General features: G+C 28.0%; 7 protein-coding genes. 4 read left to right on the top strand and 3 right to left on the bottom strand.

The genetic code is table 11. The features are described 5' to 3' along the window. Positions 1–11: 11 nt before the first annotated feature. The 3 genes from GQX97_RS02595 to GQX97_RS02580 all read right to left on the bottom strand — a co-directional run bounded on the left by GQX97_RS02595 (position 12) and on the right by GQX97_RS02580 (position 6,383). Complete coding sequence (locus GQX97_RS02595) at positions 12–3,104, bottom strand: type I restriction endonuclease subunit R (protein WP_157150396.1); 3,093 nt, start codon at positions 3,102–3,104, stop codon at positions 12–14. A 421-nt stretch (positions 3,105–3,525) separates the two neighbouring features. Then, positions 3,526–4,785, bottom strand: coding sequence for a restriction endonuclease subunit S (locus GQX97_RS02585; protein ID WP_157150394.1), 1,260 nt, complete (start codon positions 4,783–4,785; stop codon positions 3,526–3,528). A gap of 8 nt (positions 4,786–4,793) precedes the next feature. Continuing rightward, a complete protein-coding gene (locus GQX97_RS02580) occupies positions 4,794–6,383 on the bottom strand; it encodes a type I restriction-modification system subunit M (RefSeq protein WP_157150393.1) in 1,590 nt (529 codons plus the stop codon). A gap of 427 nt (positions 6,384–6,810) precedes the next feature. Between GQX97_RS02580 and GQX97_RS02575 the strand changes: the two genes are divergently transcribed. The 4 genes from GQX97_RS02575 (at position 6,811) to GQX97_RS02560 (ending at position 12,607) form a co-directional block, all read left to right on the top strand. Further along, positions 6,811–7,224, top strand: a complete 414-nt coding sequence (locus tag GQX97_RS02575; RefSeq protein WP_157150392.1) for a rhodanese-like domain-containing protein — start codon at positions 6,811–6,813, stop codon at positions 7,222–7,224. A gap of 205 nt (positions 7,225–7,429) precedes the next feature. After that, complete coding sequence (locus GQX97_RS02570) at positions 7,430–8,587, top strand: MFS transporter (RefSeq protein WP_157150391.1); 1,158 nt, start codon at positions 7,430–7,432, stop codon at positions 8,585–8,587. Positions 8,588–8,859: 272 nt separating this feature from the next. Beyond that, the gene (locus GQX97_RS02565) at positions 8,860–10,605 is read left to right on the top strand and encodes a cytochrome c biogenesis protein CcdA (RefSeq protein ID WP_157150390.1); all 1,746 of its coding nucleotides are present in this window, start codon (positions 8,860–8,862) and stop codon (positions 10,603–10,605) included. A 433-nt stretch (positions 10,606–11,038) separates the two neighbouring features. Then, on the top strand, positions 11,039–12,607 hold the full coding sequence (locus GQX97_RS02560) for an ankyrin repeat domain-containing protein (protein WP_157150389.1): 1,569 nt from the start codon (positions 11,039–11,041) through the stop codon (positions 12,605–12,607). Positions 12,608–12,628: the final 21 nt, after the last annotated feature.

The raw sequence follows: 12,628 nt of genomic DNA, 5'->3' as shown, positions 1-12,628 counted from the left end.
ACAATTATATATTATACTAAACCGGAATATTTTTCAAAGAAAGATTGCAATTTTTCTACAACAATTTGTTTCTTCTCAATTTTATTGCCTTCCTTGCTAAATCTTGATACCGGAGGAAGTATTTTATCAATATCTATTCCTGAAGTTATTATCTCTCCATATTCAAAACAGTTTGCTATAAACTCATTCGTTTCTTTTTCTTTTAAATTTTCTTCTTCGATTATTTTCTTTAAATCCTTCTCTTTCTCTTCTCTCACATATTTATAAAACTCTTCTTGTATATCTGTTTCTGAAGTATTCATTTGATTAATAAAGTTTTCAATTAATTCCCTCTTGCTTCTTAATTCAATACCTGCATTAATTAATTTTCTAACATATTCTATTATAGTAGGTTTGTCTTTGTTCTCTTTTTTATATTTTGCAACTATTATAAGTATATAGTCGATATTTACTTCAACTTGTTTAATTAACTCTATCTCAAATACAACATCATCTTGAATATTTTCCATTTCAGGGTTATTTTTAGTAATCTCTGCATATAAATCATTATATTTTCCACTGTAATCCTGAAAATCTATATCTGACATTATTTTCTCTCTGTCTTCTCTAAATCTATCAAAAGCAGAAAGTGTATTTCTGATTTTTAATAAATCTCCAAATAATTTTATAAATTCTTTTTTCTTTTCTTCTGTAACAATAGGCTCGTTAATAGGAAAGTGAGTTTTAAGTAAATCAGCAATTTCTGTATATCCTAAAACATGCTCGCCGTTCTCATTATAACCGCCCATGTAATCTTGATAACTTCTGAGCAATGCTATAGACTTGGCCTCCTTATCTCCAAAAACCGCAAGTGCTTTGTTTGTGTTTTCTTCTAAGTTCATAAAAGAAACTATATTTCCAAAAGTCTTAACAGAGTTTAAAATTCTGTTAGTCCTTGAAAAAGCCTGTATAAGTCCATGCATTCTTAATCGCTTGTCAACCCATAAAGTGTTTAATGTAGGAGCATCAAAACCTGTTAAAAACATATTCACTACTATTAAAATATCTATTTGATTATTCTTCATTTTCATTGAAACATCTTTATAATAATTTTCAAACTTATCATCAGATGTATCATAATTCGTATTAAACATTTTATTATAATCTTTTATGGCATTCTCAAGAAACTCCTTCGAATCCTTATCAAGATTTTTTGTTTCAAACTCTTCATCTTGAATTATTTCATTATTCTCATTTTGTACAAAACTAAATATTGTAGCTACTTTTAAATCGCTTTTAGTTTCTCCTATTTGTTTTTGAAACTCTTTATAATATTTTTTAGCAGCTTTTATAGATGATACCGCAAAAATAGAATTAAAGCCTTTAACTGTCTTTTTCTCTTTTATCTCTGCAACAGTGTTATACTTTGATTTAGCCATCGCCTCTACATTCATAATAACATCATAACTATAACTTGAATCAGAAGCATTCCTATAAGTTTTTTGCTCAAAATGTTCTAATATATATTTTACTATTAGTTTTATTCTATCATCATGTAAAAGTATATCATCAGTATTTATGCCCGGCACCTTCTTATCTTCAAAATCTTTAACCTCTTTTACAGTATTAATATAATCCACACGGAAAGGCAAAACATTTTTATCACGAATAGCATCCACTATTGTGTAGGTGTGAAGCTTTTCTCCGAAAGAATTTTCAGTGGTTTTGAGATTTGGATATTTTTCGTAGTCTTCTTCTTTTTTAAAAATAGGTGTGCCTGTAAAACCAAATATATTATAATTTTTGAAAGCCTTTTTTATTGCTTCATTCATATCGCCAAATTGAGAACGATGACATTCATCAAAAATCATTACAACATGCTTTTTATAAACTTCATGATTCTCATTTTTCTGAATAAACCTTGATAATTTTTGAATGGTAGTAATAATTATTTTTGCACCATTGTCTTCTAATTGCGATTTTAATATTTTTGTTGAAGTGTTGCTGTTTGCTGCCCCTTTTTGGTATTTATCATATTCTTTCATTGTCTGATAATCAAGGTCTTTTCTATCAACTACAAAAAGCACTTTATCTACAAAAGGAAGTCCTTTAGCAAGAGTGGCTGTTTTAAAACTTGTAAGGGTCTTTCCGCTTCCTGTGGTATGCCAAATATAACCGCCTGATTCTTTTTTAGACCTTATTTTATGATTTTCAGATATTATAATTTTGTTTATAATCTTCTCTGCTGCTGCAATCTGATATGGACGCATAACCAATAATTTTTTATCTGAAGTAAATACACAATATTTAGTTATTATATTTAATAGAGTGTGCTTTGCAAAAAAAGTCCTTGTAAAATCAACTAAGTCTGGAATAATCTTGTTTTCAGCATCTGCCCAAAAATTAGTAAACTCAAAAGTATTTGATGTTTTTACTTGATTCTTAGTATTACGCACATGCAGGTCTCTTGTGGTGTTTGAATAATATTTTGTATTAGTGCCGTTTGATATCACAAATAATTGCACATATTCATAAAGTCCGCATCCAGCCCAGAAATTTTCTTCCCCATATTTGTTTATTTGATTAAAAGCCTCTCTTATATTAACGCCCCTTCTTTTTAGCTCAATATGAACCATAGGAAAACCGTTTATTAAAATAGTAACGTCATATCTCGCTCTTTTTTCTGAGTGCGTTTCTGTGTATTGATTAATAACCTGCAGATGATTATTATATATATTATCAGCATCTATTATAAAAATATTCTTAGGCTCTCCATTATCCAAGTCTAATGAAAATATACGCTCTTCATGCATTTTATAAGTTTTATCAACAGCCTTTTCATTACCATTTACTATAATAGAATTAAAAAGATTATTCCATTCATTATCTGTAAAATTATAATCATTTAATTTTTCTAATTGAGTTCTAAGGTTTTTAATTAAATCATTTTCATTTTTTATATTTACGTATTCGTAGCCTTGTTCGGTGAGCTGTTTAATAAATTCTTCTTCGAGTTCTGCTTCAGATTGATATTTAGTTCTAGTTCTTTCAATAGGAGTATATTTAGCGACAACAGTACTTTCCTCAGACATTTTGATGACGTCAATTTTCTCATTGTTTTTCATACAAACGACTCCTTATTTTTATACTTGCCGTATCGGCTTGCCGCACAACACCGCCCTGTTTTAATCATAGCCCTTTAGGCGTGCGGGGGAGTGCTTTCTAATGTACGATTAAATTATAAAATTTATCATAAAAATGCAGTTCTTTTGGTTCTTTTATACCAATAAAAGAACTGGGGTGCGGGGCAAAGCCCTGCAAATACTTTTTTATATTAATATATATTTTTATTTTACTCAACTTTTTCCCGCGTACGAGCTGTACCACCTTTCCGCACGACAACGCTCTGTTTTAATTATAGCTTTTCAGGCGTGCGGGGGTATTGCTTTTTAATACACTACTAGCCGTAGGGGCTTTCCGCACGGTAATACTTTGCTTTAATCATAGCCTTTCAGGCGTGCGGGGATATTGCTTTTTAATACACAATTATTTATTCTTCTCCTTAAAAGTAAGTAATTTATCTCTGTAGTATTCGTACTGCTTTTTACGCAATTCAATCTCAGCGGGCAGTCCCCTAGTGATGTCATTGCATAGCGTGTCGAATTGGTCAAGTATTTTAACGATACGTTCCTGCTCCTCTAATGGTGGAAGAGGTATTATTATATCAAGTACTTTTGACATATCAGGGTGCTTAATTCCTGAACCTCTATAAAATGTATCTATAAGTTTTCCTTTAGACATTACAATATAATATAAAAATTTATTATTGAGTTTACTTTTATCTTTTGATGTCATTATACGATTATCAGCTGTAACAAATTTTCCTTTATAATATTTTATACAATCTATAACTGCCCTAGATTTACCCCAAGGTATAGTTACTACTTCACCATTGCATAAATTATTACCTGCTATTTTTTCAGTTGTCCAACCTGTTTTTTCTCCTGTAGATAATAAAAATACATCTCCACTATCTTGTTCCATAGCAAATAGATCACTGGCTAATAGATAAGGATAATTTATTACTTCAGGTTGTTTTTTTCTATCAACTGAATTAAATTTTTTATCCCATATTGTAACTGACCACAAAGGTACATATTCAACCTCGTCGCCGAAAGTCAGCAACTTGTCCCTATAATACTCATACTGCTTTTTTCTTAATTCTAATTCTCTATTTAATAAATCTTGATATTTTGTAAAAGTGTCTAATATACGAACTATCTCTTTTTGTACTTCTATTGGCGGTATTGGTATAAAAATTTTTCCCATTTTCTTTTTAGATACATTAAACCTCGTTACTCCGCTTGCTGTTTTTATTATTTTTTTTCTTAATTCTGTTGAACGAAAAAGATATTTGGAAAAATCTGGAAGCATTATTTCTGGCTCGTTAAATCTAAAACCAAAACAGAAACTATTTAAATATAGTTTTTCATTTAATTCGTTAGTAACAACCGAAGACATTCCGCATTCTTCTATTGTTTCCGATGAACCTGTAAATATTATATCTCCATATTTAACAATATTTTGTTTTTCTTTTTCTCCTATTTGTACAGTATCATTTATATTTGTGTTTACTGATAAGTTTGAAAATACATTCATATAGGTTATATATTTTGCATTACCGTCTTTAAAATCATCTTTCTTTTTTCCATTTAAACCTGCATAAAAACTTCCAAGTTCCGATAATGTTTTATACTCCACGCCGTCGGGGCAGTGTTTCTTTAAAAACTCTTTTAGCGTGCTCATAATATTTTTTAGGCCTCTATTTCCTTGATTATCTTATCTATATTCTTACGAAGCTTACTCTCTTCTAAAACTATCTCCTCCAAATCTTTATTTAACACTTTTATATCTACTTTCTCCCTTGTGTCTTTCTGCTCTACATAAGTGGATACTGACAAATTATAATCCTGTGCCTCTATCTCTTCCTTGCTTGCTAAATAGCATTTATGGGCTTTACTCTCCCTAGACTTAAAATAAGACAAAATATCTTCTATATTCTTATCGCTTAATTTATTATTGTTCGTTGCCTTTTCATAATCTTCGCTTGCATCTATAAATAAAGTCTTGCTGTCTATTTTTGATTTTGATAACACCATGATACAAGTAGCTATTGATGTGCCGTAAAATAAATTGTCTGGAAGCTGTATTATGCATTCTATATAGTTATTGTCTATCAAATATTTTCTTATTTTCTGCTCGGCGCCTCCTCTGTACATTATACCCGGAAAACATACTATTGCTGCAAGTGCTGCAGTATCGAGCCAAGAGAGTGAATGAAGAATAAATGCAAAGTCGGCTTTTGATTTTGGTGCTAATATTCCTGCAGGAGAATAGCGGGGGTCATTTATTAAAATAGTATTATCTTCACCTTCCCATTTTATAGAGTATGGCGGATTAGAAACTATTGCATCAAAAGGTTCATCGCTTAGATGTTTAGGTTCTGTCAAAGTATCTCCGTGTGCCATATTAAATTTTCTATAATTTATGCCATGCAAAAACATATTTATTCTGCATAGGTTGTAGGTAGTGATATTTATTTCCTGACCGAAGTAATATATTTCGTCTTTATCTTCATGTAATATTTTTTGGAATTTTAAAAGCAAAGAACCGCTTCCGCATGCAGGGTCATATACTCTTTTAATTTCACTTTTTCCAGTAACTGCAATTCTTGTAAGAAGCTCCGAAACCTCTTGAGGAGTAAAAAACTCTCCTCCGCTTTTTCCCGCACTTGATGCATACATACCCATCAAATACTCATAAGCATCACCGAATGCATCAATTGAATGGTCTTTAAAATCTCCAAGCTCTATATCAGCAATGCCGTTTATAAGTTTTCTTAATCTCTCATTTCTTTTAATTACAGTAGGTCCTAATTTATTACTATTTACATCTATATCATCAAAGAGCCCTGCAATTTTAGCTTCGCTTTCAGTTCCTTTAGCGGAGTTTTCTATATCTTTAAATATTTTCTGAAGTTTTTCATTTAGGTTATGTTTTTCTTTGCTGTCTTTTTTGCTATTTTGATTATTAGCTTCTTTTCTTATATTTTCAAAGAGTTCGCTCGGATATATAAAAAATCCTTGTTCATTTATAATATCAGCTTTTACATTTTCAACATCTTCATCTTTTAAACTTGCATAATTAAAATCTTCATAACCTGCATTCCATTCATTTTGATTTAAATAGTTTGCAAGATATTCAGAAATATACCTATAGAAAAGCATTCCAAGCACATACTGTTTAAAATCCCAACCGTCAACACTTCCCCTCAAATCATCAGCTATTTTCCATATTTTGCTATGAAGTTCATCACGTTCCATTATGCTTTTATTGTCTGCCATTTGCTCTGCTCCCAATTATATAGATTTACATAATTATAAAATTATTTAATGATTTTTTCAACATTATTAAAAATTAACACATTAGAAAATTAATTATTTTATAGGAATATACCCGCTTTCTTTAACTAAATACTGCCCATCTTTAGAAAGAATAAAATCTATTAATTTTTTAATATTAGGATTTTTGTCTATAGCTTCTTTAGTTGTTGCAGCATAAAATGTGCTTTATAGACTATAAGAGTCGTTTTGTATATTTTCTTTATTTGGTTTTATATTATCTATAGAGAGAATTTTTAATAATAATTTTTTTGCGAATGATATCATAAAACTAAAATAACAAACTATATAAAAAATATATTTATTTAAGCTATTGAATTTTTTTATATTTTTTATATAATTAAGTATACATATATAGGGTATATTAAAAATGAGCAATACATTATCATTAATTATATTATTAATAGCAGTTTTTATAATAATAACTTTTGTGAAGAAAATAATATTTGCTATCATGAGTAAAGGTAAATATAAAAACATAAAACTTAGTGAAGCTATAGAATTATATAAAAATAATAAAAATATAGGTTTAATTGATGTGAGAAGTTATCAGGAAGTGCAATATAGCGGATACATAAAAAACAGTGTAAATATAGCTTTAGATGATAGCAATTTTAATAACAAAATGTCTAAACTAGATAAAGATAAAGAATATATAGTTTATTGTGCAAGCGGTTCTAGGTCTTCTATGGCTTGTATGCGTATGTATAAATTGGGTTTTACTAAAATAAATAACCTTACATATGCTGGATATTATGCTCTTAATAATGCTTTAAAAAAATAGTTTTCAGTTCTTTTTTATTTTAACTATTTTAGCTTATAATAAAAAATAAAAAAACAATGTTTAAATAATTAAAATTCATTTCTTAGCAAATTATCTTATATTAATATTTTTTAAATATATAAAATTCTAAAATATCGATTGACAGATAAAAAAAATAAATATAGAATTTATAGCTAATTAATAAAAAAATAGGAGATTATTAAAAATGCCTTTTGCTATATTTATGCTTACTTTTTCAGCATTTGGTATTGGTACAAGCGAATACGTTATAATGGGGCTTCTTTCTGAAGTTGCCAAAGATTTAAATATAAGCATACCCAAAGCAGGAACTTTAGTTTCAATGTATGCTATGGGGGTTGTTGTAGGTGCTCCTTTGCTTGCAATACTAACAATGAAGCTTTCAAGAAAAATTACTTTAATTTCTTTGATGATTATGTTTATAATAGGAAATATTTTATGTGCTATAGCTCCAAATTATAATTTTTTAATGGTTGCCAGAGTTCTTGCAGCATTATGTCATGGAACTTTCTTTGGAATAGCATCTGTTGTTGCTTCAGATATGGCTGGAGAAAATAGGAGATCTCAGGCTATAGCAATAGTATTTATGGGCGTAAGTTTGGCAAATATTTTGGGCGTTCCTATAGGTACTCATATAGGAGAACAATTTGGATGGAGAGCTACTTTTTATCTTGTCAGTGCAATAGGAGTGATTGCAATATTAGCATTGATTATATCAATTCCTTCAAAATTACCTATGCCTAGCGGAGATGTTATCAGTGAATTTAAAATATTAAGACATAGAAGAGTTTTTATACCTTTATTATTATCAGTATTAACATCAGCTAGTTTATTTACAATATTTACTTATATAGATCCTATACTTCAAAAAGTTACTATGGTAAATAAAGAAACTGTTATAAAGATACTATTTTATATAGGTGCTGGACTTACTACAGGAACATTTTTAGGAGGAAAACTTGGAGATAGGAGTTTGATGAAATCTTTAATTTCAATAATGATTTTAATGATAATTATTCAAATTGTAATGTTATATGTAAATACAAAACTTATACCTATGATAATAGATTTGATAGCTTGGAGCATAGGGGGATTTGCAATATGTCCTATGCTGCAGTCTTTGGTTGTAGAGCAGGCTAAAGGGGCACCGAATTTAGCTTCTACATTTAATCAAAGTTCTTTCAATTTAGGAAATGCTATAGGTGCTAAATACGGAGGAATATTAATTTCATTTGGAGTGCAGTATAAAGATTTATCTATATATGCTGCTATAATAATGATTATAGCAATAACTATTACTTTGTATTTTAGGCATTATATTAAACATAGAGTAAGTAATAATTAGATATAAGTCAATTTTGTAAATCTATTATTAACTTTTTTGCTACAGGAAAGCTTTGAGAAAAAGTGATTACTGTAGCTTTACAAATATATAAATTTAAAAAACTAATTTTTTGAAAAACTATAGTTATTTGGTATGTAATAATCAAAATAATTTTTTAGAAACTCTATTATAAAGATAACTATTAAAAATAATATTTTTTAACAAAATACTAAAATAAATGTTATAATATACAAACAAAATATATGGTAAATATGATAAAAAGAGGTACATCAATGAATATAAATCAATTTAAGTATTTTAAATATATTATAATTTTTATTTTTACTTTAGCATGTATTTCTTTTGCTCAGAATAATAATTTAATCAATTTAAACCAGTTCGACTATTTAAATAAAAACCCTGAAATTAATTTTACTTTAGAAACTAATGATAATAAAATTACAGTAAAAGCAAATATTCCAAATGGTTATTATGCTTATTTAGAATCTAAAATAGCAAATAAAATATTATTTTTTGCAGACAATAAAGAAATAAATACAACATATCCAGAAGGTGAAAAGTATCATGATGATATAATAATAAAAGGAGAACAAGAGTTCATATTAAACGATGTTGATATAAATAAAATTAACTTTATAAAAGTAACTTATCAATTATGCTCAGCAAAAGACAATATATGCTTACAGCCTCAAAGCAAAGTAATATATGGAGAAGAAGTTGATATATCAAATAATAACATAACAGATGAAAAACCAGAGAATGCTACTTCTATAGAAAGCTATATAAAAGGAAGCAATAATATATTTATAACATTAATTTTAATATTCGTAGCAGGGCTTGCATCTGTGCTTTTACCTTGTACTTATCCCCTACTCTCAATTACAGTATCTATTTTGGGCACAACAACAGACGAAAAAAACAATAAAAAATCAAGTGTATTAGCTTCACTATTATTTGCATTAGGGGTAATAACAACATACACTCTTTTGGGTGCTATAGTTTCTGTGGCTGGATTTGCTTTTCATAAAACTATACTCTTTGGAAGCATTGGGTATAACCCTATTATTTTAACTATATTAGTGCTGCTATTTTTATACTTTACTTTTTCAATGGCTGGCTTTTACGAAATTAAAGCTCCTAGTTTTTTACAGTCTGCTAAAACAAATGCCTATGCTAAAAAAAATCAATCAATATTTCATAAATATATAATGGGGCTTCTTGCAGGAATAGTTGCAACTCCTTGTGCTGCTCCAATAATAGCAGTTATATTAGAAATAGGTTTTCTTAATCCTGTATTCGCTACTCTTTATATGGCTGTTTATGCTTTGGGATTTGCTTCTGTATTATTTGTTCTTGGTACATTCGCTTCAATACTTACAAAAATGCCTAAGGCTGGAACTTGGATGGTGTATGTTAAATATATTTTCACTTTCCTAATGATGATAATAAGTTTCTATTATGCTAATATACTCTTTGGTGTTTTAGGCTTTAATAAAATAAGTTATATATTAGCATCTGCTACGATATTAATATTTGCTGTCTTAGTTTACATAATAAAAAATAAAACTGCAATGTTGAGTGCATTAGAGAAAAAAATATTTGTTTCTGTACTTATAATATCTATAGCATTAGGAAGCACTTACGGATTTATAAAACAAAAAAATGAAGTTTCAAATATGATATCATATACTGAAGCATTAGAACTTTCAAAACAAAATAAAAAACCTATACTAATAGATTTCTCTGCTGTTTGGTGTGCAAATTGTTATGAGCTTAAAGAGAAAGTATTTGTAAATGAAGCGCTAAAAAAGTTTATAGATGATAATTTAATTTTCACTGAAGTAGATGTTGATAAATACAAAAATATTTCTGATGAATATAATGTTAAATGGCTTCCTTGGATAATAGTTATTGACAGTGACAAAAACATATTATACACAAAGAATTCGTTTTCAAGTTTTGATGATGATATGGCTTTGAATATAAAAGAAGATTTAGAGAAAATAATTAATAAATAAATTTGATATATACTGAAATTTTTTTAATTTTATTTTTAAATTTGTTATTTGTGGAGGCGTTTCCCCCTGCGAAGCGTGCCCTTAGGGTACACCCCCCACTTCTTTTGGCGACCAAAGGGAGTCCTTCAGGGCGACTGTAGGAAGTGCCTGTAGGTATGACTCAAAGAATCAAAAGGACTGCATTGTACGAAGTCCAGATCACGAAACGTATATGATTTTATTGAAGACAAGATTCTGGTTATAGGTACATTACGTAAGGTACTGAAACACATTATAAATTTAATATGAGTTTAGTCAGCTTAGCTGTGCATCGATAAAGTCTAGCTATGGTGCAGTAATGCGAATGTAGCAAAAAGAACGACATAAAAATTGACAATTCAAAAATATGTTAGTATAATGCCTTCAATATTCTAAAAATATTTAAGGAAGTTTTATGAAAAAAATTATATTGATAACAGCTTTAAGCATTCTAATAAGCTGCAATAATAATAATTCTGACAACACACAAATAAATAACAATGCATCAAATAACAATATACAAAATACAAATCAAGATGCAAGCCATCAAACAAATACAATAAAAAAGAAAAAGATAGAATTCAAAAATAAATATCCAATTCAAAACTATACAGAAGCAGAAGTTGATGAAATATTATACAAAACTATTGACAACGAATTAGCCAATTATGGAATAGTTGACTCTGCTAAAAAAGAAAGAAGGGAAGAAGAAAAACAAAGATTAGAACCTATAAAAGATTTGCTCTTAAAAGGCATAAACAGTAAAGATGAAAATGGGGACGGCATATTAATTCTAATGCATGAACTTGGTTATAGGAATTATACTTATAATGATTTAATAAAGTGGCTTGTTGAACATGGTATTAGTTTAGATGATACTAGAATACTAAATTATAATTATACTGATGAGATAATAGATTATTTATTAGATAGCGGAGTTAATTTTGATTATCAAACAGTATATAATAAAATTAACTCAGAAAATAATAATTATAATTTAATATCAAAATTGATTAGAAAATTAGAATCTGCCAATTATTATTTTTCTGATATAGATTATCAATTACAAAGCGACTTATTATTTGAAGCGATTTTAAACGACAATTTAGATTTAGTAAGATTATTTTTAAAACTTGGTGCTGATATTAATTCCATAAACAGAATGAGCGATGGTTATGTGGGAACTCCTTTGATGTATAGTGCCTATTATGAAAAGTATAATATTATGGATTATTTAAAAGAGAACCATGCTGATATTACTATTCACTGCTTTCAAGATAGAGAAGAATTAGAAAGTATTCATACTTATGATAGTCATATATCTTTTGTATTGATGGAAAATTTTCCTCTCTTAAGTCCTACCAATTTAATTAATACTGTTATCACTGGAAACAACAATGAAGATTTAATGATAAGAATATTAAATAAAATATCTCAAACTTTTAAATTTGCAGATACTAGTTATATTTATTCTCCTGCATCACAAATTGAATTTACAAACAATAATGAAAAATATATTTTAATACAAAGTCATATATTAAATGAAGAATATTTACAAAATCTTATATTAATGGAAAAATATGCATATGATTTTGAAATAAACGATAAATATTTTAATTATGTAACTATATGGAAAAGAGATAAAAACGATGAAAATAAAGCACAGTTTATAACAGGTTTTTATCCAATGCAAAATGATGACTACTCACAAACTTATGATATTGCTTCATCAGTAAATTATATGACAATAGAAGCAACAGATGACGGCACATATTATTATACATTCATAATAGAAAACAATGATTTTTATTTAGATAAATTTTCTTTATCTAAGTATAATCGATCAGATCTTAAAAAAAAAGAAGAAGAACATTATTATAATTATAAAACAGATGCTAGTAAATTTAATCACACAAGCAGAATAAAAGCTATTGATTTAGAAATAGGTTTCTTTAGTAAGTTAATAGAAGAATACAATAAATAAAATAAAGGGCTTTAAGTTTTT

The sequence above is a fragment of the Brachyspira sp. SAP_772 genome (assembly GCF_009755885.1).
GTDB lineage: Bacteria > Spirochaetota > Brachyspiria > Brachyspirales > Brachyspiraceae > Brachyspira.
The sequence above is the reverse complement of the archived record's forward strand: the minus strand, read 5'-3'. Positions and strand labels throughout refer to the sequence as shown.

Excerpts from the sequence above, each read along its gene's own strand:
- GQX97_RS02585 (WP_157150394.1), bottom strand. The coding sequence starts at position 4,785 with ATGAGCACGCTAAAAGAGTTTTTAAAGAAACACTGCCCCGACGGCGTG.
- GQX97_RS02570 (WP_157150391.1), top strand. The coding sequence starts at position 7,430 with ATGCCTTTTGCTATATTTATGCTTACTTTTTCAGCATTTGGTATTGGT.
- GQX97_RS02575 (WP_157150392.1), top strand. The coding sequence starts at position 6,811 with ATGAGCAATACATTATCATTAATTATATTATTAATAGCAGTTTTTATA.
- GQX97_RS02580 (WP_157150393.1), bottom strand. The coding sequence starts at position 6,383 with ATGGCAGACAATAAAAGCATAATGGAACGTGATGAACTTCATAGCAAA.
- GQX97_RS02565 (WP_157150390.1), top strand. The coding sequence starts at position 8,860 with ATGAATATAAATCAATTTAAGTATTTTAAATATATTATAATTTTTATT.
- GQX97_RS02595 (WP_157150396.1), bottom strand. The coding sequence starts at position 3,104 with ATGAAAAACAATGAGAAAATTGACGTCATCAAAATGTCTGAGGAAAGT.
- GQX97_RS02560 (WP_157150389.1), top strand. The coding sequence starts at position 11,039 with ATGAAAAAAATTATATTGATAACAGCTTTAAGCATTCTAATAAGCTGC.